This window comes from Treponema bryantii NK4A124 (genome assembly GCF_000421345.1).
GTDB classification, from domain to species: domain Bacteria; phylum Spirochaetota; class Spirochaetia; order Treponematales; family Treponemataceae; genus Treponema_D; species Treponema_D bryantii_B.
Window position 1 is genome coordinate 305,499 of sequence record NZ_ATWV01000003.1, and the last position, 21,212, is coordinate 326,710.

Below are 21,212 nucleotides of genomic sequence, written 5' to 3' on the forward strand. Positions count from 1 at the left end.
CTTCCTTATTCCTCTTCAAACTCAAACTCAACGCCACACTTTGGACAGTGTGTCATATCAAGAGTAATCTTAGCGCCACATTCAGGACAGAAGTACTCTTCTTCCTCTTCTGCAGCAGCCTTTGTTTCTTCAGCCTGAGTTTCTTCTGCAGCAGCTTCAGCAGTTGTCTCAGGTTCCTCTTCTTCAACAAATTCTACATTTTCGTTAATCAGCTGATTAATCTTATCAAGAGCTTCTTTTGAAACACCTTCAACATTAATTGTGCCATTGTCATAAGCTTCAACAAAGTCCTGGAACTCTTCAATTCCGGCAGCCTTAAGAAGTTCTGCAACTTCTGCATCAACTCCAGGAAGCTCAGAAATCTTAGAAATCTCTTCAACATCATCATTAAAGAGGTTACGTGCATTCTGAACAGTATTGAATGAAGAAAGATCAAGCTCTTCTGCCTGCTCAATTGTCTTAACGTCAATGTTCCAGTCGCACAAGCGGTTTGCAAGGCGAACGTTCTGTCCCTGGCGGCCGATTGCAAGTGAGAACTGAGAGTCTTCTACAATTGCAAGAGCCTGTTTCTTATCAGCATCTGTAATGATTACACGCTCAACCTGTGCAGGTGAAAGTGCATTTTTGATGAATACTGCAGGATCCGCATCCCACTTAAGAACATCGATTTTTTCGTTCATAAGCTCACGGATAACGTTCTGAATACGAACACCACGAAGTCCTACACAAGCTCCAACAGGGTCAACTTCTTCACGAGCAGAAGAAACAGCAATTTTTGTTCTGTAACCTGCATCGCGAACGATTCTGTTGATTTCTACAGTTCCGTCAGCAATTTCTGGAACTTCCTTTTCAAGAATTGAGCTTACAAGCTTTGTATCGCTTCTTGAAAGAACAAGCTGGATTCCTGTATTTGTAGGCTTTACATCTACGATAAGAGCCTTAATTCTGTCACCCTTTTCGTAAACTTCAAGCTTAGACTGAAATTTTGTAGGAAGGAAACCTTCGATACGGCCTGCATTTCCAAGGTCAACAAAGATGTTTCCATTGCGTTCGCGCTGATGATATCCGATAATCATCTCGCCAATCTTATCCTTATATTCATTCATCAAAGATGTTTTATAAGTTTCATTCAAGCCCTGATGAGCAGTCTGTTTTCCAACAGTTACAGCAGAACGGTCAAAAGTTTTAGGGTCTTCAAGAATATCAATTTCATCACCTTCTTCTACTTCATCTCCGGCAAGCTTTCTTGCATCTTCAAGTTCAATTTCCTTTACAGGGTCGTAAACACCGTCTACAACAACCTTGCGTGAATAAATAGAAACATCCGACATATCATCGCTGAACTTAACGATTGCGTTTTCATCATCACCATAAGTGCGTTTGTAAGCAGCTTTCAGAGCCTTTTCAATTGTCTGCTTTACAGAATCCTCTGAATAACCTTTTTCCGAAATCAACGCTCGGATTGCTTCTGCCATTTCTGACATCTTTTAACTCCTCGGGAAAAAAGTCCCTAAAAAATATTCTTATTTATTGTCAAATTTTGCTTTCGCAATATTTTCAAAAGAAACTGAAAGGGAATTTCCGTCTTCAGCTTCTAAAGTAACCTGTTTATCATCGGCAGAAAGAATCTTTCCGCCAACCCAATCAGTTATAGTCTTATCCCAGACACGAACTGACCGTCCTGTAAATACAGCAAACTCTGCTGCATTTTTGATATTGTGTTCAATACCAGGACTCGTAAGCTCCATCATAGTTTCTTCTGTTCCAAGCAGGGCTTCCAGACGTGGTAAAAGAACTCTGTGTACCTTAGCACAATCATTTACTCCGATATTTCCATCTGGCTCTGTCGAAGCAATCATTGCAGAAATTTTTGTGGTAGTCTTTGAAGGAACGATTTTAAGCTCAACAAGCTTAAAGCCCATTCCCTCTACAAGAGCTGCACACTCATCATAATACTTAATGCTTTTGTAAGATGTGTATTCCATAAATCCTTGAATAATCCGGCGGCAACAAATAACCGCTTTCTGGCAACAAAAAAGACCCGTGGGCCTCACGAGTCTTTTTAATAATTATATTAAACTGACTATTACAATATAGAAGAAATGTATGATTTTGTCAATTCAATAAGGGCACTAATTGTCTTAAATGTCGATTTTCACTATTATACTACTTCAAAGAGGATATTTATGAAGACAAACGCACTTAAAGGCATGAAAGATATTTTACCGGCAGAACAGAAACTGCGCGATTATGTACAGGGAAAGATTCTTGAGACTTACCGCGCATCCGGCTTTGAACGCATTTCTACTCCAATGCTCGAGGATGCAGAAAATCTTGATAAATCTGACGGCGGAGACAATCTTAATTTGATTTTTAAGGTGCTTAAACGAGGCGACAAACTGGAAGCTGCCCTTGCCGCAAATCCTGTTGATGAAAAAAATCTTTCTGATATGGGACTGCGCTACGACCTCACCCTTCCTCTTACCCGCTTTTTTGCAGCAAACCGCAATGAGCTTCAGTTTCCTTTTAAGGTAATTCAGACAGACCGCGTTTTCCGTGCAGAGCGCCCTCAGAAAGGCCGCAGCCGCGAGTTTGTTCAGTGCGATATTGATATTCTGGGCGACTCTTCCTGCAATGCCGAAGTTGAACTGATTGACGTTACAGCCCGCGCCCTTATGAACATTGGCTTTAATGATTTCTGCATCAATATCAACGACCGCCGTATTCTCCGCGCTATGCTGGAAAACATGGGCTTTGCTGCAGATACTCTTGATTCAGTTTGCATCACTTTTGATAAGATGGACAAAATTGGAGCAGAAGGTGTTGAAGCAGAGCTTACAGAAAAGCAGATGCCAGCCTCAGCAGTTAAGGCTCTTGTAGATTTTATTAAGGAAGCTTCTGGAGCTGAGATTTCAGTTGATTCCGTTGCTGCTAAATGTGCAGACGCTTCCATTGCAGATGACCTTAAGTACATCATTTCTACCGTAGAAAAAGTTGCCGGTGGAAAATATAAAATCAAATATACACCAAGTCTTGTTCGCGGACAGGGCTACTACACAGGCGTTGTATTCGAAATTGCAAGTCCTGCCTTCAGCGGTGCAGTTGGCGGCGGCGGACGCTATGATAATCTGATTGGTAAGTTTATCGGTCAGCAGGTTCCAGCCGTAGGATTTTCTATCGGATTTGAACGCATTTGCGGAATCCTTCTTGAACAGGGCTATAAGATTCCAGGTGCATTAGAAAAGTGTGCTCTTCTCTATGATGAACAGACAGAATTCCAGACAGTTCTTGAGGCTGCTGAAAAACTTCGTGCAGACTATTCAGTTGCAATCCTTCATAAGGCAAAAAAAATGGGACCTATGTTTGATATGCTGGAAAAACAGGGCTATACCAAGTTTGCTCAGTTTAAAGACGGCGAAATCACTATAAAATAAAATCTTCGAATTGAACTCCCGCGCCGTCTTCTACGTCGCGGGATATTTTTTTTCCTATAAGTAAATCATAATATTCCGGTGAAATACCGGGAGTCAAAATCTTTTCTGTACGTAAAATTGCTATATCGGACTGGCTAATAGTCTCGCCTTTTTTCATGGCACGCATAAAGTGAAGGCTGCGGTTTGTACGACCATAATTTGCTTCTTCGGCTGAGGCAAGACGTTTTACTCCGTCACCTAAAACTGTCATAACGCGTTGGCGGCCAAACTGTTCAGCCAGTTGTTCTATAGTGCGCTCCATTCCAAGGGCCTCGCCGTAATGGCGGAAAGTTGCCTCTGTTTGATGTACTGTATGAACCATAAGGGCAAACTGTTCTGGTTCAAGGGCAACAGGATCATCGAGTCCGCTTGTCTGTCGGCTTAAAGTAAAATGCTTTTCAATTATAGTTCCACCACAAGCTGTACTCAAAACCGGAACCAGTACAGGATCAAGGCTATGATCGCTCAATCCTGTTTCAATTCCCAATACACTGTGTAAAGTAGAAATAAGGCGGATATTATACTGATCTTCCGGGGCCGGATAACTTGTAATGCAGTGAAGTAATGAAACTCCCTCCCTGCCAACAATTCTTACAGCCTTATCAATATCAGCTAAGGTTGAAACGCCGCTGGAAAGAATAACCGGCACCATGGCCTCGCCACGTAACTTTTGATTTTGTCGCCAGTCGCGGAGAGCTTCAAGCATTTTATAATGATTTAATTCCGGACTTGCAATCTTTACAAAATCGGGATTAAGCTCTAAAAGCTCGCGAAGACTGCGCAGTCCAAAAGGAGAACAGCAGAATTTACAGCCTTTTGAATGAACGTAATCCATTATATCTTTATAAAATGATACAGGGCATTCCAGCTGCTTAAAGCGTTCGTAGAGAGGAATGTTTCCTGTAGGTAGTTTTACATAGCCTGTCTTGGGATGTAAAATCTCATCTGCATAAACCCACTGGAACTTTATTGTGTCCGCTCCTGAATCTGCAGCAGCATCAACAAGCTCTTTAGCCTTTTCAAAAGAGCCTTCGTGTGAAGTTCCAATTTCTGCAATAATATTGATTTTACTTTCTACCATGTTTTATTCCCGATATTAGTTCTCGCTGCTTAACAGGCCTTTAGAAATTGTTTCTGCCTTATATCTGTTACTGAAAATTGAGACACAGCTTTGAGGAAGCCAGCCGCCTTCAAAGTAATACCAGTTTTCCTTATCAGCATCTACAGACTTTCCCTTTACCTGCAGGATTTCTCCCTTGCGGCAGTGACCTGCAGTTGCTGCTCCCCATTCATCACTTTCCTTAAAAACTGCATAAGGTTCTGTAACAACGGCCCATTCAACATCCGGAGCAAGGGCTAAAGGATGAGAATCATCAAAAACAATTACTTCTGCAGTTTTCTTTTTACAGGAAGCAAAAAAAGATGTAAGACACAGGATTATAAGAATTAATATAATTGATTTATTTACACTATTTACTTTCATTTTCACACCATTTTTTTACAGCATCATAAACAGAAAGATCAGAATCTACAAAGTTCAATGATGGAATTTCCTTAATATCGGCCCACTTATACTCTGTGTGTTCAGTTAAGATAAAAGGCTCTGTAATTCCGTCATGAGGAAAATGCACTTCAAGAACATCCAGAGTACATGGTTTGTTTTTATGTTCAAAAGAACCTGAAGTGATTTTTCTGCCAACCTTTACGGTTACTCCAAACTCTTCCTGCATTTCACGAACAACAGCGGTTTCCAGGTCTTCACCTTCTTCAATTTTTCCACCAGGAAATTCCCAGCGTCCTCCCATATCTCCGACCAGCTGACGCTTTGCAATAAATATTTTTCCGTCTCTATAATCAATACAGGCAATAGACCGGCTCATAAACTACCTCTTAACTTCTGCAGAAAGCTCCTTCTCATAGCCCCCCGCGTTCAAAATAACGTCTACACGTATTATATCATAATCCGTAAACTTTGTACGAATATACTCTTCTCCATCACTATAAACAAGCTGGCCATTTCGTTTGTCGCCAACCTGTTGGTTAGGATCTATAGCAAAAAACTCTGCATCAATCGGAACAGGGCCTCTTTCTCGGCTGCGGCTGCTTCGTTTCATTTTTAGCTGAACATATACCTCTTCTTCGTAGGAAAAAGCTGTCAGTTCAAAGTTAATCCCCGCAAGAGTAGTACCAGACCTTGTTTTATTAAGGCCTGTATAAATCCAGGTAGCACCTACAAAGAAAATTAAAGCGAAAAAAATGTAGCGGTTCTGTTTAGTTAGAAAAATACGAAAGCCACGGACAGGCTTCATTTTGCCCTCGTAATAATCCTTTACAAGCTGCGGAGCCTTTGCTATACGCTCTTCGCGGTTATAGTAGAATTTAAGTTTTTTATCTGCCGGATCATCCGGCACTATTTCTTCTACATCTTCAAACATATGGATTGCTTCGCTCCGCTCGCAATGACCTGCTGCCACCTAGTTTTTCAAAATTGCATCAATCAGATTATCAGTTCTGTACCAGACAATCCGCGCCCTTTCCTTCTCCAGATAAAGGGCTGTAAGAATTCCATCTTGAGAAAGACACATAGTATCGAAAACAATATTTGAATGATTGGCCTTAAAATGACGGCGAAGAATTTTCTGGCTTTCACTTTGAATCATTTCAATATTAAAGCCATCTTCTGTTTTTACAATAAAGAATTTCCAGCCGTTTTTTGTAACTCCCAGAAAGTCATAAGGAATGCGGTATGTAAGTTTGCTGTAATCTGAAACTACTGATTCTTCATAAGGTGGAACAGAAACCGGCTCTTCATAGGTTCCGCTTTCTATATTAAGGGGATAAAGCAGGGTCTGGATATAGTTAATTCCAGACTGAACCTTAGAATCTTCATCAATATAAGTTGAGTAATAATCAATCTGAACATAAAGTCTGTAAGAAACCGGATCCGGTACTACATTCTGAATTGTAAGGAAAGTGTCTGTAGTCTCATCTTTTCCTTTTACAGAAGGGGCATCCCGGGTTGTAACCGGAATCATATACTTTAAAAATCCATCGCTTGCAAACCAGTAAACTAAAAGCCCGTCTGAGGAAGAAGCAACTACAACAAGTTCATCTTTAGAAGTTGTGTAAATATTTTTAATATAAGGAAATGGAGTTCCTCCAGGTCCCTGCTGGCCTATATAATCTACAGCAGAACCATCACGGGCAAAACGAAGTACTGTATGGCTGTAAAGGGTTGTTCCATCATCACTTTTTTCCTGTCTGTCCCAGGGAATTGAGCAGACTGTATAAACATTTTTATTGGAATCTACTGCAACCATTCCAGGATAATCAAACGGATAAGATATTTCGTGATGAATACTCTTGTCTGGCTTGTTGGAATTTTCAAGAAGACGTGCTGTCTGAGAATCTTCATTATAAAAAAGAGTTAAAAGGTCGCCATAAGAGTTCAGTTCCAGGATTTTTTTTGACTCTCCATTCACTATATAGAAAAATCCGTCTTGCATGGCAATACCAAAGCGAACATTACCTACATCATTTAAGTCAGAAACACTGAGTTGTTCCTCAAAATTGCCGTATGGAAGGGAAAATAATTCTGTTTCGCTGATTGACTGTATAGTTTCGTTACCGAGGCAGGAAGTAAAAAAGAGTCCTGTAAAAAGAAAACATGCCGCAAGAAAAGTTTTTCTCATACTTTTATTATATATTTTTTTCCTTGCCGACACAACAAATAATATAGTAAATTCTATATAAATAGGATATAATAGAATATCTATAAATTTTTTATTAAGGAAAAAAACATGTTTATTGATAAAGTCCTTACCGCGATTTTTGGTACACAGAATGATCGCGATGTAAAAGCCCTTATGCCGATTCTGGCTGCTGTAAATGCAAAAGAAGAATGGGCAAAATCTCTGAAAGCAGAAGAATTTCCAGAACAAACTAAAAAATTTAAGGAGCGCCTTGCCGCAGGCGAAACTCTCGATGATATTCTTCCAGAAGCCTTTGCGCTCTGCCGCGAAGCTTCATGGCGTGTAATCGGTGAACGTCCATTCGATGTTCAGATTATGGGTTCCATCAACCTCCATCAGGGAAAAATCACAGAAATGAAAACCGGTGAAGGTAAAACTCTTGTTGCCGTTGCTCCAGCCTACCTTAATGCCCTTACAGGAAAGGGCGTTCATGTAGTAACTGTAAACGATTACCTTGCAGAACGCGATGCTAATTCCCGCCGTCCTATTTTTGCCTACCTTGGTTTGACCGTTGGTGCAATTCTTTCTTCAATGGATAATGATGCCCGTAAGGCTGCCTATGCCTGCGACGTAACTTATGGTACAAACAACGAGTTTGGTTTTGACTACCTGCGCGATAACATGAAGGTTGACCTTAAAGATAAGGTTCAGCGCGGCTTTAACTACTGTATCGTCGATGAAATTGACTCTATCTTGATTGATGAAGCCCGAACTCCTCTTATCATTTCAGGTGCCGGCGAGGATGATACCTATAAATATCATGAAGTTGATAAATACGTTGGAGAACTCAAGGAAGTTGAAAAAGATCCAAAAACTGGTGAATACCCGGATGAAAGCTTTATGACTCCAGAAGAGCGCGCAGCAATCGAAGGAGACTACACTCTTGATGAAAAATCTAAGCGTGTTTCTTTCACCGATAAGGGTATGCTCCACATCAACGACATTCTCCACAAGCACAATCTGATTACAGGTTCTCTCGAGGATGAAGAGAACTTTGAATACACTCACTACTTCACTCAGGCTCTTCGTGCACACCTGCTTTTCCATAATGATGTTGATTACCTGGTCCGCGATGGAAAAGTTGAGATTATTGATGAGTTTACCGGTCGTGTTCTCGAAGGCCGCCGTTATTCTGACGGTCTTCATCAGGCTATTGAAGCAAAGGAACATATCCGCATTGCTCAGCGTAACCGCACAATGGCAACTGTTACCTTCCAGAACTTCTTCCGTATGTACGACAAGCTTTCCGGAATGACCGGTACTGCCGCAACAGAAGCAGTTGAATTTAATAAGATTTATGGTCTTGATGTAGTTGCAATTCCTACAAACCTTCCTGTTGCACGTAAAGACGAAAATGATGAGGTTTACCTCAACGAAGCTGATAAATGGGAAGCAATTGCAAACGAAATTAAGGCTGCACACGATAAGGGACAGCCTGTTCTGGTTGGTACAGTTTCGGTTGAAAAATCAGAACATCTTTCTGCCCTTCTTACCCGTAAGGGAATCCGCCACGAGGTTTTGAACGCTAAAAACCATGCCCGAGAAGCTATGATTATTGCAGAAGCCGGTGCAAAGGGTGCTGTAACAATCGCAACAAACATGGCTGGTCGTGGTACTGATATTAAGCTTGGCGGTAACCCTGAATTCCGTGCCCAGAAGAGAGCCGGAACAAATGCTACAGAAGAACAGTACAAGGCTGCTCTTGAAATTGAAAAGGAAAACTGGAAAAAAGATTACGAGGAAGTAAAAGCTCTCGGAGGTCTTTATGTAATCGGTACAGAACGTCATGAGTCACGCCGTATCGATAACCAGCTCCGTGGACGTTCAGGACGTCAGGGTGACCCTGGACGTTCTAAGTTCTATATCTCTATGGATGATGATTTGATGCGTCTCTTTGGTGGAGAACGAATGAAGTCTATGATGAGCCGCATCGGTATGCAGCCGGGAGAACCAATTGATCACCCATGGCTCAATAAGGGTATTGAAAAGGCTCAGCAGAAGGTCGAAGAACGCAACTTTGAGATTCGTAAGCACCTGCTTGATTATGATGATGTTTTGAATGAGCAGAGAACTGTTATTTACGAACAGCGCGATACAATTCTTGGAGACAACAATCTTTCAGAGCGCGTAATGAACAATGCCCGTGACGAAGTTGAAAATCTCTTTGATAATTATGAATACGAAGCAAAGCATAACAAGAACAGCACTGCTCCACTCGCAGAGCTGCAGGAAAAAATCAGAAATACCTTTGCTATTCAGCTTCCATCAGACGGATATACAAGAGAAGCAGTTATTGCAGCCCTTCAGAACGATATCACTGAAAAAGAAACACTTGCCGGTAAGGAAAACTTCAATATGTTTATCCGTTACCAGTACATCACAATGATAGACAAAAAGTGGCTGGATCAGCTCGAAACTCTCGAAGGTCTTCGTGAAGCTGTTGCCCTCCGCTCTTATGGTTCTAAGAACCCACTTACTGAATATAAGATTGACGGCTTTAATATCTTTGATGAAATGCTGGATACAATCCGTAATTCGGTTATGTCCCGTGTATTCCGTGTACGTGTACAGCTTTCGCCGGAAGCTGCAGAGCAGCGCCGTCGTATGCTTGAAGCTCAGCAGCAGGGAATGAATGCACAGCACTCAGAAGCCGGTAATACTGCAGCCCAGATGGCTCAGAACACAGCAGAGCGCAGTGCTCACTCTAATTTCAACGGAGATCAGGCAAGACGCCAGGCTGTAAACTCTGCAATGAATCAGCGCTCACAGGGCGATAACGTAACTGTTCGCCGAACAATGCCTAAGGTTGGACGTAACGACCCGTGTCCATGTGGAAGTGGAAAGAAATATAAGAACTGTTGTGGACGTTAGCTAAAACAGGACGGTGGTTGAGTAAGCCGAAGGCTGTATCGAAACCACCGTTTTTTTTTACACCTTTCCTAATCTGCCCAGCGGCCAGAAACGGAATACAGGCTTACCAACGATATATTTTTTATTGATATATTGCGGTGCCATCATTGAATAATATGTTACAGAAAGAGGATCATGCTTTGTAAGGGCAGTTTCTTTCTGTTCATATGAATGACGCAGATCCAGAGAATTAAATCTGTTATCACCCATCATAAAATAGCAGTTTGCAGGAATATACTGTGGATTTCCTTCTGAATCATTTGCAGGGAAGACCGGCATATTTCTTGAATCCAGCAGACTCTGAATATACCAGTTTAATATTCCGGCTTCATCATAAACAAGAGCAAGTTCTTTATCACTTGACCAGTCATTTTCAGGTATTTTATCGTAATTAAGTCTTGCAAATTCTACAATCATTTTTCCAAATGTAATTTTTGTCATTACATTAAGGCGATAATTTGATTCTGAATAATAATCTCTGATTTCATTTTTTGCAGGAATCCAGGATGTAATAAACTTTTCAAACCACTCAAGTCCACCTTCCTGCATCATTAACTGTTTTGAAAGACTTGCTGCATTATTAAAGAGCTGATATTCAAAAACAGATGGATTTGTAAATCTACCTGCATCTTTATTCACAGCAGTCATTTTTTTCAATTGTTTTACAAGTTCCTTTGCCTGAAATTCTGCAGCAGTCAGATCATAATTACGTCTGCTCTCTTCAAAATCAAGAATTGTCTGATATTCATCTGAATTAAATGGGAAGTGCTGAATATAAGGTTTTAATTTTGAATTTACGGCATTTAAATTCCAGGTTGCATATTTAGCATCCAGCTGAACTGGTTCAAACTCATCGCTGTCAGCGGTTCTGCGATATAGAGTTCCATCCTGCATTACAAGCTGTTCCCCAGGAAGCCCGGTAATTCTTTTAACCAGAGGATCTGCCTTAAGCTCTCCATCGGCATCCTTATTAAGATTTACAGTCATAATACTGAACATATAAATTAACTGGGAAGTAACTGTTTTTACCTCTGATTTTCTATCCATGCTGTAATGAGGATTTCTCAAAACAATGGTATCGCCCCTCTTATATTTTCTGAAATTAGGAAGTCCTACTTCTGTCAGAGGAAATTTTGGACCGCAATCAATTTTTGAAACAAAAACACGGTCCTTTATAAGGAAGGTAGGAACCATTGATTCTGATGGAATTTCATAAAGCTGCATGAGGAAAATCTGAAAAATCAGGACTGTAAAAATTGACCAGAAAAAGGCATCAATCCAGTCTGTAATTTCAAAAAGCACTTTTGCTCCACCCTTGAATTTTCTTTCAAGAGGAGCAAGAGCCCAGCCCTGAACTATCTTTGCATTTTTAGCAGGATACAAAACTCTAGAATTAAAATATGCAAGTACAAAAACAACAAACCAGGAAATTACTGCAAATACATCTACAATAAAAGGTGTACCTGTGTTTCCTGCGCGTCGTATAATAAAAGTAATAAAGAAAAGATATGGAAGATATTCATTCAGTTTAATAGCTGCATAAATACGGCTTCCATCTGTATCTATATAAAGCTTCTTAAAGAGAAACCAGCAGGTAAAAGCTAAATAAATAACTGAAATAGGAAAAGCCAGAAGTGATATATCTGCATGAAAACTGAGATTTAATAAAGTAAAAATGCAGGCTGATGTAAGTTCAATAATAGTAAGAAGTTTAAATTTTTTGAATTCTTTTGAAAGTTCTTTTTTGTTGCTCATATAATCAGTATAACAAATATCAGATTTTTATGTAACAAGTGCTTCATAAACTCGCCTTATATCTTTAAGGTCTGTATATTTTTCCCCTTTTAAATACTGGAAAGGCGCATCTGTTTCTGCGAGGATTCGATCCTCCGGCAATTCCTTTACACAGGCAATAGCTTTTTTATTTCCATTTAAGAGCTGCTTTCCAAAAGAGAAATATCCGTTTATACCGCGTTCCAGAAGAGACCTTGCTTCCACCGGCGGCCCCATAAAGGAATGAAAAAGCACTTCCGGCAGTTTTTTTAATTTTTTGGAATATTCAAAAAGCTTATGATTTGCCTTGCGGCAGTGAATTACAAGGGGCTTATTATATTTCAGGGCTAAATCAAGCTGAATATTAAAAATTTCTTCCTGCAGACCGGCAGTCTTCTTAAACTCTTCTGTAAAATAATCAAATCCTGCCTCACCTATAAAAGAGATTAGATTTTTGCTTAGAAGCTCTTCAAGAAAAGCAGCAGACTCTTTTATATTTTCATTGGCAGCGTTTTGCGGATGCATACCGTAGGCCTGAATTACACAGGAAGGTGCCGATTTCTGTACTTCAAACTCCTGTCTACTATGGGCACAGGATATTCCCATCCATTCGGCAGCATCAAAAACAGGCAATTCTATTCCATGTTCCCTGCAGACTGCATAATGAAAGTGTGCATCAAAGAGGATTTTTTGAGAAAAATCGTCAATTTTTTGCATTTTTTTTGAATATTTTTCTAACATTATTTTTATTATATCCGAAAATAAGAGTAATGCGACAGTTTTGCGTGACACTTTAAATCATTTTTTATATATGGGAGTAAAAAGAAAATGAAAAAATACACACTCAAAAGCATTGGTAAGAACACTGATTACATGACAATCATCCGTGAGATGGAAGATGGCTTCGTAGTAAAAATCGTTCGTGATATGGACGGATACGAAGATGTTAAAACTGATTATATTTCAAAGGAACTCTTTGACAGCTGCATCCGCACAGGTTACCTTACAGAAATTACTGAAACTGTAAAGATGGCTGTTAATGCATAGATAAGAATAAAAAAAACTAGTCCTCTTGTAAAAGATTGCCGGCAACACCACCGGCAATTTTTTTATTAATTGATCTGTCATTGCGAGGAACGTAGCGACGTGGCAATCCATTCCTTAGCCTGCTCAATTCTTTTTTCTTTGCTTCCCGGCTGCAGCCAGTGGATTTCTACACCTTTCTTTTCCATCATGCGGAACCAGGTTTCCTGTCTTTTAGCAAACTGACGGATTGCAATAAAAAGTCCTTCAAAAAGTTTTTCCTTTGATTCAATTTTTCCCTGTAAAAACTCAGAACAGAAACGGTATTCAAGCCCAAGCTTTTCAAGTCGCTCCCAGCTTATGCCGCTGTCATGAATAGTCTGAACCTCTTCCAGCATTCCTCCGTCCAGACGCTCACGCAGACGTTTGCTTATATTTTCCCATAACTGAGGACGAGGTAAAGTAGTACCGATTATCAAAGGTTTAATTTCAGGACGCTGCACAGAAGTAGAATCCACTCCCTGTTTTTTTGCTTCTATAATTTCAAGAGCCTTAATAACGCGGCCTTTTTCAAGCAGGTCTGCTTTTACATGTAAATCGGGCTGCAATTTTATAAGACGTTCTGCCAGCACTTCAAGCGGAGTTGCTTCAAGCTCTTCGTGCAGTTTTTTATTTTCAGGAAGAATCACCAGCTGATAATCTCTTACAATGGCATCAAGATACATCCCGGTACCACCGACAACAACAGGCAGTTTACCCCGTTCTGTAATATCCTTAAAAGCCTTATAAAAATCCTGCTGATAATTATATACACTGTACTCGGCAGGAAGCTCTGTTATATCAATAAGATGATAAGGAACTGCCGGCCCTTCACTGCTCTCTGCATAATCTGCAAGATCTTTTCCCGAACCAATATCCAGGTGGCGGTAAGTCTGGCGTGAATCTGCAGAAATTATTTCTCCATTGAATGCACGTGCTACCGCCACGCCTATGGCTGTTTTTCCCACAGCAGTTGGGCCGAGAATTATTATGCAGTTATAAGATTTTTCTGTACTTGCAGACTCTGAACTAAAGGACACGGCATACCACACATTTTAAGTATTCAGATTTAGGATAACCTAACAATACAGGATGGTCTGGCCCTGCCCCACGTTTTTCGAGAATTTGAATGCGTTTGTGAGAGTCCATTGCGGCATGCATAAGCATATCGCAGAACATATTTGTCTCCATAAAATAAGAACAGGAACAGGTGACAAGGATTCCACCCTCATTCAAAAGTCTTAAAGCGCGAAGGTTAATTTCCTTATATCCGCCGTAAGCCTTTTCTATCATCTTTGCAGATTTTGTAAAGGCAGGCGGGTCAAGAATAATTACATCAAACTTTTTACCTTCACTTTCGTACTGCTTAAGCAAATCAAAAACATCTGCACAAACAGCCTTCATTACGCTGCCGGCATTGTTCAGTTTAATATTATGCTCTACCATCTCAACTGCTTCCGGAGAAATATCTACAGAAGTAACCTCGCGGGCACCGGCTTTAAAGGCATTAAGGCCAAAGGCTCCTGTGTGTGTAAAGGTATCGAGAACAGACTTTCCCTTACAGAAGCTGGCTGCTGCAGTACGATTAAATTTCTGATCAAGGAAGTAACCGGTTTTCTGACCGTTAGCAATATCAACTCCAAGCTTAATTCCGTTTTCAACAATATCAAACTGAGTTTCGCCCTTACCGTAAATCCAGCCGGCAGTCTGTTCAAGGCCTTCCTTATCGCGTACACTTGCATCGCTGCGTTCATAAATACAGTCTGGCTTGCAAACCTTTTTCAAGGCAGCAAGAATATCAGCCCTGAATACTTCGCAGGAAAGAGAAAGAAACTGAACGACAATAATTACCTTACCCTTCTCATCGCAAAAGCGCTCACAGATAAGACCTGGAATAAAATCAGCCTCACCAAAAATCAAACGGTAAGAATCGCTGTCTTTATAAAACATGCGGCGCATATTATAGGCATCAAGAACCTTCTTTTCGTAAAAAGCTGCTGTATCTGCCATAATTACATCAGCATGTTCACTACCTATAAGACGAACAGTAATTTTAGATTTTTTATTGATTATACCGGTTCCAAGGAAACCACCGGCCTTTGTATAAACTTCTACAGTAGCACCATCCGCTACTGCACATTCACGCAGGGATTCGTTCTTCCATTCAGATTTTTCATCTGCAGAATCAGCTCTGTGTTTAACATGAGAAATCTCATTATCAAAAACCCAGGGAAAGCCCTGCTGAATTTCTTTTTCTTCTTTATTATTTAAAAAGACTCTAGGGAAATTATTCATACTCATGCCGCCTATTATATCAAACTTGATTATTCGTCACAATTACACCATAATCACCTTATGCTTTTTATTTTTGACATGGGTGGCGTTGTTACAAACACCTTTAAGATGGACTCTATTTATAATAAATTAAATATCAGCAAAAGTGATTTTATGAATATCTGTAAATCAAATAACAATGATATCTGGCATAAGCTTGAAACAGGTTTTATTTCTTCAAACGAATTCTGGGATGAATACAACAATAGAATTAAAAGTATACCAGATGCTGTTTCCGCACAAACAGATTTATTCCGTCTTTTTTTTCATCCTACAGAAAATATTAAAACAATTGAACTAATTAAAGGCTTGAAGGCTAAGCACCGGGTAGTCTGCGGAACAAACACTATCCAGAGCCATTGGGAAAACCATATGGAACGCGGAGACTATTCTTATTTCCATCAGACCTATGCTTCAAATAAAATCGGCTGTGCGAAGCCTGATCCACATTTTTTTGAATTGATTTTAGAAGCAGAAGAATTCCTGCCCGAAAATGCTTTTTTTACAGACGACAAGGCAGAAAATGTTGCAGCAGCCGCTTCCCTTGGCATTCACGCAGAACTCTTTACAAGTGCAGAAGAATTAACTAAAAAATGGGAGCGCTACTGCTAAAAGGCGGAAACTAAAAGTCCAGATCAAGATCATCAGAATCATCAATTCCTTCAAGATCTTCACCTGTCTTTTCTGTTTCATTTATCTGTTTTTTAAGTCGGTTTGCCTGATTAATTTCATACTGAATATCTGCAAGTCCTTTGCCAACTCTTGAATCCGGATTAGCATTATAAACTTCGGTCATCATCTTTTCAGCCTTAGAAAGATTTCCCATTGCTTCCTGAAGAATTGCAGCATTATAGCCGGCTTCTACAAGACCTGTTTCTTTATAAATTTTCTGGAATTCATCAGAAGCCTTGGCAAGCATAGCATTTTCAGCAAGTTCATCCGCAGCCTTCATTCGATCTTTAAGAGCCTTGTCCTTTGTTTTGCATTCAAGTAATGTTATCGATTTTGTTACAGTATATGGCTGAAGTTCCTTTAAGATCTTTTTTGAACAATTTCTGATATATGATTCAATAATAGAATATGCACTCGGCAAATCCCCTTTATACTCATATCTGTAAGATGAATCACTGCAACGATATTCATTTACAGCAATTACCTTATCATTTGAACTATCTACAATCTGATATCTAAAATTAAAATCAACTTCTCTTTTCCAGTAATGAACAATCTGATATTCAGCTGCCCGGTCACCGCTTGCTGCCCTTACAAGTTTTCTTTCATCATATTTTCTGTCATTAACAGAAAAATATGAAACTTCTCCTGTCAAATATACATCTGCCGGATTTAAGCTTCCTTTTCTCAACGCCTTTTCAACAGAATCTGAACTTACAAGTTTGATATATGGAGAATTAATAAGACCATGTTCAATCTGACTGTAAAGACTGTCTATTATAAGCTGTTCATCAGCATCTTTGATTTTAAAAATCTGATAGAAAGTATTAATAAGGATTTCAGTTCCCAGGGAAGTTTCATATTCTTTATAATAGTAATAAGGCTTAAATGGAAGTACAGCAATTGTTCTGGCTCCGTTCAAATCCAGCTGAGCCGGTCTTGTCAGATTTACATTTACGGTTGTAGCACATGAAAAAAGAAACAGATTAATAAAAATCAGAAATAAAAGGCCTGAGATTCTGATTGATTTTTTCATTAATGACATAAGCACAAAACTCCTTCGCAATTCCAGTCTATTTATAATTGCCATACATTATAACACTTCTATTGAATAAAATCTTTCCTAAATATATAATAATTCAATTTTTTTATATTATTTTCAATAATAATATATGGAGCAAATATATGAATACAGCATTACCGAATACGGAAATTATTCTCCACATTCTTTTTTCTGTTGGTATCATCGTAATCGTAGCAAAGTATTTTGGTGTTCTTGCAAAGAAAATTGGAATTCCTCAGGTAGCAGGAATGATTGTTGCAGGTCTGCTTCTCCGCTTCCTACCTTTTTTTAAAAACTTCGGAAGAACTGATTCAAACATTATTTATAACGAAGCAAATCAGTTTATTTCTTATATGTCCGAAATCGGCGTAATTTTAATTATGTTCTCTGCCGGTCTTGGTACAAACCTTAAGTCTCTGGTAAAATCTGGATTTAAAGCAACTATTATTGCAACTAGTGGTGTATTTGTTCCCCTTATAATGGGTACACTTATGGCAATGTGTTTTTTTGGAACAGACAGCTGGGGTTCTGTAAACTTTTTTAAGAGTGTATTTATCGGAACAATCCTTACTGCTACTTCTGTAAGTATTACTGTTGCCACACTTAAAGAGCTTGGAAAAATCAAAAGTGATATTGGGCAGACAATCGTAAGTGCTGCCATTATTGATGATGTAATAGGTATTGTTGTTCTTACTATTGTCCTTGGTGTAAGTTCAGGCAAGGGCGGATATCTTGGAATCATTCTTAAAACACTCGCCTTTTTTGTCTGCGCCATTGTTACTGGTTTTATTGTTTACAGACTTTTCCGCTGGTATGATAAAAGACATCCTCGTTCCCGCCGCATTCCTATTTACGCTCTTGGTATTGCCCTGATTTTTGCCTTCTGTGCTGAGCACTTTTTTGGCATCGCCGATATTACAGGAGCCTACATTGCAGGTATTGTATTCTGCAGCCTTAGTGATGCATCTTACATGGAATCAAAGATTGATATTAATGCCTATATGATTTTCAGTCCGATATTCTTTGCAAGTATCGGCCTTAAAACAGACCTTTCCGGAATGAACCTGAATCTTTTATGGTTCTCAATCGCCTTTGTAATTGTAGGATGTATTTCTAAAATAATTGGCTGCGGTGGAATTGCAAAGTTTCTTGGCTTTAACTGGAAGGAATGCCTTCAGATTGGTGAAGGCATGATGGTTCGCGGCGAAGTAGCCTTGATTGTAGCAACAAAAGGTCTTTCTGCAGGACTCGTTGACTCAAAGTATTTTACTTCGGTAATTCTTTTGATTATTGTTTCTTCTATGATTGTACCTGTTCTGCTGAAAAAATCTTTTACTTCTAATTCAGAAGAGACTCCAACTGAGCAAACTCCTCAAGCTTAAAATAATAATTATCATCTTCCGGGCGGCCAAAACCATAGGCTGCCCAGATAAATGGTACCCCAGCCTTCTTACAGGCCTCATAATCCCCCTGGGTGTCGCCAATGTAAACAGGACTTTTCAGATTATTTCTTTTTATAATCAGTCTTATATTTTCATCTTTTAAGAGTCCGGTATTTCCAAAGCATTCAAAATCTTTGATATAATCCTTAATACCGTTCTTTTCCATTACAACTTCTATGTAGCCGCTCTGACAATTGCTGACAATAAAAACAGGAATTATAGCCGAAAGTTTTTTGATGGTTTCTACAACTCTATCGTAAGTGATATTTTTTGTATTTTCTAAAAGAGCTTTCTGTTCATATTCGCAGCATTTTGTCATCAGCAAATCTTTTTCAGCTTTTGAAAGATTTGTAAAGAGATTATCTGCAATTACATCCATTGGTTTTCCAAACTGCCCTTTTAAAATTTCAGCAGTAACATGAGGAACCTGTGGAAAAAACTGATCAAACGCCTGATTCCAGGCATCGGCAACAATACCAGTTGTATTCCAGATAGTACCGTCTACATCGAGAATTATTGAATCAAATTTCATATTATTTGTAGCTCACTGAATAGCTTGTAATATTAGTATAAGTTTCTCCGTCTATCTGCAGGGCACAAGGCTTATCAAACTCTACCTTTACCTCGTGACCTGTTTTGATTTCAATAATATCCTTATGAGACACATGTCCTCCCTTAAAGATAGAAGGAAAGACCATAAGAGTTTTCAGCATACCAGAATCATGGAAAACACAGTTAGAAACAAGATGTTCTGCATTCAATCTATCCTGATCCGGAGTAATCTTCATTCCGCCACCAAAATACCTGCCAATCATTGTAGGAGCAAGCCAGATTTTCTTATAGCGGCTTGTTACTCCATCTACAGTTACAGATCCACCACAAGGTTTAAACTTTCCGAGCATACCTTTAATTGCAATGCCAGCATAATTTACAGGCTTGTCAGAAAGAGCTCGAAGTTTATCTCCTTCCTCACAGCAGTAACCGTCAATTCCATAACCAATACCATTAATAAAGTAATGCTTTTCATTATTTACAGTAACTACTGGAAGTGATTTTATAAATTCATTCATTGGTATAAGATTATTACTGATTTCACATCGTTCACGAATATCATTGATAAAATCGTTACCGGTACCACAGGTATAAAAATAAATTTCATTCTGAAGATGCAGTTCATATATATCGTTTACAAAACGACTTAAAGTTCCGTCTCCACCTGCTATTATAATTTTATCTGAATTATTAAAATCTTTACAGATTTCTGCAGCATTTTTTATTTCTTTTACATCAAAAAAATTTAATTCTTGACCTTCGAAAACTTTTTCAAGTTCTGCTTTAGCTTCAGCTGCTTTTCCATTATTTGACTCTTTGTTCCAGAATACATAAACCATATTTAATCTCCTAATTGTTATTTTGACATTGTTGAATTAAATCATGTGCATATTGAGATACTTCCACTGTATTTTTTTCATTCCATACAGAAGGATCTATTGTTTCAAGAATATCCATATATACATGTGTTTTTTTCCATGGCCAGTTCTTATGAATATCAATAGTATTCCTCATACTGCATACAAGAACCGGACATTTTGCTTTTTCTGCAATTTTAAATGCACCAGGCTTAAACTCCTGAAGTTCTCCTGTTTTACTTCTGCTGCCTTCAGGGAAAATTCCAATTGAAACTTTGTCTTCCTTTATATATTCAATTGCCTTCATTATCACTTTAAACTCTTCACGAGTATTTCCTCTAGGCAAAGAAAGATACAAACCGCGTCTCATAAAACGCCCGCCAATAGGAATCTTAAAATTTTCAGGCTTGGAAATATATGCAAGTTGTGTTTTTTTCAAAACAGCACAATGAATAAAATTATCAAATTTCGAACAGTGGTTTGAAACAAGCAGAAATCTTTTATCAAATGGAACTTTTTCATAGCCAGTTACATGAACTTTTAGTCGTCCTGCAATCATCATGTATCTATACCAGAGGACAAAAGCCCAGTTATAAAATTTTGATGTATTTGTATATTCTTTATTTTTATTTATGGTAAGATTTACGATAATCCAGAAAATCCAGAGCAGTATCTGCCAGAAAAACCAGACTCCAATAAGTCCGGCAATTACAAAAAGCACAATTAATAAAGCATTAATCATATATTATAATTATAACATAAAATTAGATTTTTTAAAATAAAAAAAGCCGGCAGCTATCTACTTTCCCGGGACGAACCCAGTATCATCGACGTAAGAGAGCTTGACTTCCGTGTTCGGAATGGGAACGGGTATTACCTCTCCACTATGGCCACCGGCATTATTAACAATGCGAAGTACGAAGTGCGTAAGACGATTGCTCGTGCACGCAGGACGGATATTAACAGAAGAAACAGTTTTGTTCAAGTAACTTATGAACGGAAACGATGATATGGCCAAGTCTCACGACTTATTAGTAATGCTCGGCTGAACGCCTCACGACGCTTACACCTGCATCCTATCAACCTGGTAGTCTCCCAGGAGTCTTCAGGGAACTTAAAGTTCCAGGGAAGTCTAATCTTGAGGTGGGCTTCCCGCTTAGATGCTTTCAGCGGTTATCCCTTCCGGACTTAGATACCCAGCACTTACCCTTGGCAGGATAACTGGTAAACCAGAGGTTCGTCCACTTCGGTCCTCTCGTACTAAAAGCAGCTCCTCTCAAACTTCCATCGCCCATAACAGATAGGGACCGAACTGTCTCGCG

General features: G+C 39.1%; 20 protein-coding genes and 2 rRNA genes. 5 read left to right on the forward strand and 17 right to left on the reverse strand.

Going from position 1 to position 21,212, the window contains the following annotated elements:
• Nucleotides 1-5: 5 nt before the first annotated feature.
• Nucleotides 6-1,484, reverse strand: coding sequence for a transcription termination factor NusA (gene nusA, locus G626_RS0104540; protein WP_022931604.1), 1,479 nt, complete (start codon nucleotides 1,482-1,484; stop codon nucleotides 6-8).
• A 39-nt stretch (nucleotides 1,485-1,523) separates the two neighbouring features.
• The gene (locus G626_RS0104545; protein ID WP_022931605.1) at nucleotides 1,524-1,985 is read right to left on the reverse strand and encodes an LSm family protein; all 462 of its coding nucleotides are present in this window, start codon (nucleotides 1,983-1,985) and stop codon (nucleotides 1,524-1,526) included.
• 201 nt (nucleotides 1,986-2,186) lie between these two features.
• Here G626_RS0104545 and hisS point away from each other — a divergent pair, with 201 nt between their 5' ends.
• On the forward strand, nucleotides 2,187-3,434 hold the full coding sequence (gene hisS / locus G626_RS15410; protein ID WP_022931606.1) for a histidine--tRNA ligase: 1,248 nt from the start codon (nucleotides 2,187-2,189) through the stop codon (nucleotides 3,432-3,434).
• Here hisS and G626_RS0104555 read toward each other — a convergent pair.
• From G626_RS0104555 to G626_RS0104575, 5 genes are read right to left on the reverse strand one after another with little or no spacing between them, the layout of a single operon-like run.
• Complete coding sequence (locus G626_RS0104555; RefSeq protein WP_022931607.1) at nucleotides 3,424-4,554, reverse strand: N-acetylneuraminate synthase family protein; 1,131 nt, start codon at nucleotides 4,552-4,554, stop codon at nucleotides 3,424-3,426. The two genes, hisS and G626_RS0104555, sit on opposite strands and share 11 nt — an antisense overlap.
• A gap of 15 nt (nucleotides 4,555-4,569) precedes the next feature.
• Entirely contained in the window at nucleotides 4,570-4,956 is a 387-nt protein-coding gene (locus tag G626_RS0104560; RefSeq protein WP_022931608.1) for a hypothetical protein, read from the reverse strand.
• Nucleotides 4,943-5,353, reverse strand: a complete 411-nt coding sequence (locus G626_RS0104565; protein ID WP_022931609.1) for a (deoxy)nucleoside triphosphate pyrophosphohydrolase — start codon at nucleotides 5,351-5,353, stop codon at nucleotides 4,943-4,945. The genes G626_RS0104560 and G626_RS0104565 overlap by 14 nt, the downstream gene beginning before the upstream one ends.
• A 3-nt stretch (nucleotides 5,354-5,356) precedes the next feature.
• Nucleotides 5,357-5,908 (reverse strand): hypothetical protein, encoded by a 552-nt coding sequence (locus tag G626_RS0104570; RefSeq protein ID WP_022931610.1) that lies wholly within the window; start codon nucleotides 5,906-5,908, stop codon nucleotides 5,357-5,359.
• Between the two features lie 39 nt (nucleotides 5,909-5,947).
• Nucleotides 5,948-7,165 carry an LIC_12708 family protein gene (locus G626_RS0104575; protein WP_022931611.1) on the reverse strand — a complete coding sequence of 406 codons (1,218 nt, stop codon included), beginning with the start codon at nucleotides 7,163-7,165 and terminating at the stop codon, nucleotides 5,948-5,950.
• A gap of 108 nt (nucleotides 7,166-7,273) precedes the next feature.
• Between G626_RS0104575 and secA the strand changes: the two genes are divergently transcribed.
• Nucleotides 7,274-10,096, forward strand: coding sequence for a preprotein translocase subunit SecA (gene secA / locus G626_RS0104580; RefSeq protein ID WP_022931612.1), 2,823 nt, complete (start codon nucleotides 7,274-7,276; stop codon nucleotides 10,094-10,096).
• Between the two features lie 57 nt (nucleotides 10,097-10,153).
• On the opposite strand, the gene lepB is transcribed toward secA, so the two are convergent.
• Nucleotides 10,154-11,890: a signal peptidase I gene (gene lepB / locus G626_RS0104585; protein WP_022931613.1), complete on the reverse strand. Its 1,737-nt coding sequence runs from the start codon at nucleotides 11,888-11,890 to the stop codon at nucleotides 10,154-10,156.
• Nucleotides 11,891-11,917: 27 nt separating this feature from the next.
• Nucleotides 11,918-12,649, reverse strand: a complete 732-nt coding sequence (locus tag G626_RS15415) for a TatD family hydrolase (RefSeq protein WP_022931614.1) — start codon at nucleotides 12,647-12,649, stop codon at nucleotides 11,918-11,920.
• 87 nt (nucleotides 12,650-12,736) lie between these two features.
• Between G626_RS15415 and G626_RS0104595 the strand changes: the two genes are divergently transcribed.
• A complete protein-coding gene (locus G626_RS0104595; RefSeq protein ID WP_022931615.1) occupies nucleotides 12,737-12,955 on the forward strand; it encodes a hypothetical protein in 219 nt (72 codons plus the stop codon).
• A gap of 77 nt (nucleotides 12,956-13,032) precedes the next feature.
• On the opposite strand, the gene miaA is transcribed toward G626_RS0104595, so the two are convergent.
• Nucleotides 13,033-14,010 (reverse strand): tRNA (adenosine(37)-N6)-dimethylallyltransferase MiaA, encoded by a 978-nt coding sequence (miaA, locus tag G626_RS0104600; protein WP_022931616.1) that lies wholly within the window; start codon nucleotides 14,008-14,010, stop codon nucleotides 13,033-13,035.
• Nucleotides 14,000-15,271: a class I SAM-dependent rRNA methyltransferase gene (locus G626_RS0104605; protein WP_331270665.1), complete on the reverse strand. Its 1,272-nt coding sequence runs from the start codon at nucleotides 15,269-15,271 to the stop codon at nucleotides 14,000-14,002. Before G626_RS0104605 ends, miaA begins: the two co-directional genes overlap by 11 nt.
• A 54-nt stretch (nucleotides 15,272-15,325) precedes the next feature.
• Here G626_RS0104605 and G626_RS0104610 point away from each other — a divergent pair, with 54 nt between their 5' ends.
• Nucleotides 15,326-15,916 (forward strand): HAD-IA family hydrolase, encoded by a 591-nt coding sequence (locus G626_RS0104610; RefSeq protein ID WP_022931618.1) that lies wholly within the window; start codon nucleotides 15,326-15,328, stop codon nucleotides 15,914-15,916.
• 10 nt (nucleotides 15,917-15,926) lie between these two features.
• On the opposite strand, the gene G626_RS0104615 is transcribed toward G626_RS0104610, so the two are convergent.
• Nucleotides 15,927-17,021, reverse strand: coding sequence for a hypothetical protein (locus G626_RS0104615; RefSeq protein ID WP_022931619.1), 1,095 nt, complete (start codon nucleotides 17,019-17,021; stop codon nucleotides 15,927-15,929).
• A gap of 140 nt (nucleotides 17,022-17,161) precedes the next feature.
• Here G626_RS0104615 and G626_RS0104620 point away from each other — a divergent pair, with 140 nt between their 5' ends.
• Entirely contained in the window at nucleotides 17,162-18,421 is a 1,260-nt protein-coding gene (locus G626_RS0104620; protein WP_022931620.1) for a cation:proton antiporter, read from the forward strand.
• Here G626_RS0104620 and G626_RS0104625 read toward each other — a convergent pair.
• The 5 genes from G626_RS0104625 to G626_RS0104645 all read right to left on the reverse strand — a co-directional run.
• A complete protein-coding gene (locus tag G626_RS0104625; protein ID WP_022931621.1) occupies nucleotides 18,378-19,013 on the reverse strand; it encodes an HAD family hydrolase in 636 nt (211 codons plus the stop codon). The genes G626_RS0104620 and G626_RS0104625 overlap by 44 nt on opposite strands.
• A gap of 1 nt (nucleotide 19,014) precedes the next feature.
• A complete protein-coding gene (locus tag G626_RS15420; protein WP_022931622.1) occupies nucleotides 19,015-19,872 on the reverse strand; it encodes a diacylglycerol/lipid kinase family protein in 858 nt (285 codons plus the stop codon).
• Nucleotides 19,873-19,882: 10 nt separating this feature from the next.
• Entirely contained in the window at nucleotides 19,883-20,632 is a 750-nt protein-coding gene (locus G626_RS0104635) for a lysophospholipid acyltransferase family protein (protein ID WP_022931623.1), read from the reverse strand.
• A gap of 44 nt (nucleotides 20,633-20,676) precedes the next feature.
• A 5S ribosomal RNA gene (gene rrf / locus G626_RS0104640) occupies nucleotides 20,677-20,788 on the reverse strand.
• 112 nt (nucleotides 20,789-20,900) lie between these two features.
• Nucleotides 20,901-21,212: ribosomal RNA gene (locus G626_RS0104645) — 23S ribosomal RNA — on the reverse strand; the annotation flags it as partial.

Bases quoted from the DNA above. Each gene is read 5' to 3' on its own strand.
- nusA (WP_022931604.1), bottom strand. From the start codon at position 1,484: ATGTCAGAAATGGCAGAAGCAATCCGAGCGTTGATTTCGGAAAAAGGT.
- G626_RS0104545 (WP_022931605.1), bottom strand. From the start codon at position 1,985: ATGGAATACACATCTTACAAAAGCATTAAGTATTATGATGAGTGTGCA.
- hisS (WP_022931606.1), top strand. From the start codon at position 2,187: ATGAAGACAAACGCACTTAAAGGCATGAAAGATATTTTACCGGCAGAA.
- G626_RS0104555 (WP_022931607.1), bottom strand. From the start codon at position 4,554: ATGGTAGAAAGTAAAATCAATATTATTGCAGAAATTGGAACTTCACAC.
- G626_RS0104560 (WP_022931608.1), bottom strand. From the start codon at position 4,956: ATGAAAGTAAATAGTGTAAATAAATCAATTATATTAATTCTTATAATC.
- G626_RS0104565 (WP_022931609.1), bottom strand. From the start codon at position 5,353: ATGAGCCGGTCTATTGCCTGTATTGATTATAGAGACGGAAAAATATTT.
- G626_RS0104570 (WP_022931610.1), bottom strand. From the start codon at position 5,908: ATGTTTGAAGATGTAGAAGAAATAGTGCCGGATGATCCGGCAGATAAA.
- G626_RS0104575 (WP_022931611.1), bottom strand. From the start codon at position 7,165: ATGAGAAAAACTTTTCTTGCGGCATGTTTTCTTTTTACAGGACTCTTT.
- secA (WP_022931612.1), top strand. From the start codon at position 7,274: ATGTTTATTGATAAAGTCCTTACCGCGATTTTTGGTACACAGAATGAT.
- lepB (WP_022931613.1), bottom strand. From the start codon at position 11,890: ATGAGCAACAAAAAAGAACTTTCAAAAGAATTCAAAAAATTTAAACTT.
- G626_RS15415 (WP_022931614.1), bottom strand. From the start codon at position 12,649: ATGTTAGAAAAATATTCAAAAAAAATGCAAAAAATTGACGATTTTTCT.
- G626_RS0104595 (WP_022931615.1), top strand. From the start codon at position 12,737: ATGAAAAAATACACACTCAAAAGCATTGGTAAGAACACTGATTACATG.
- G626_RS0104605 (WP_331270665.1), bottom strand. From the start codon at position 15,271: ATGAGTATGAATAATTTCCCTAGAGTCTTTTTAAATAATAAAGAAGAA.
- G626_RS0104610 (WP_022931618.1), top strand. From the start codon at position 15,326: ATGCTTTTTATTTTTGACATGGGTGGCGTTGTTACAAACACCTTTAAG.
- G626_RS0104615 (WP_022931619.1), bottom strand. From the start codon at position 17,021: ATGTCATTAATGAAAAAATCAATCAGAATCTCAGGCCTTTTATTTCTG.
- G626_RS0104620 (WP_022931620.1), top strand. From the start codon at position 17,162: ATGAATACAGCATTACCGAATACGGAAATTATTCTCCACATTCTTTTT.
- G626_RS0104625 (WP_022931621.1), bottom strand. From the start codon at position 19,013: ATGAAATTTGATTCAATAATTCTCGATGTAGACGGTACTATCTGGAAT.
- G626_RS15420 (WP_022931622.1), bottom strand. From the start codon at position 19,872: ATGGTTTATGTATTCTGGAACAAAGAGTCAAATAATGGAAAAGCAGCT.
- G626_RS0104635 (WP_022931623.1), bottom strand. From the start codon at position 20,632: ATGATTAATGCTTTATTAATTGTGCTTTTTGTAATTGCCGGACTTATT.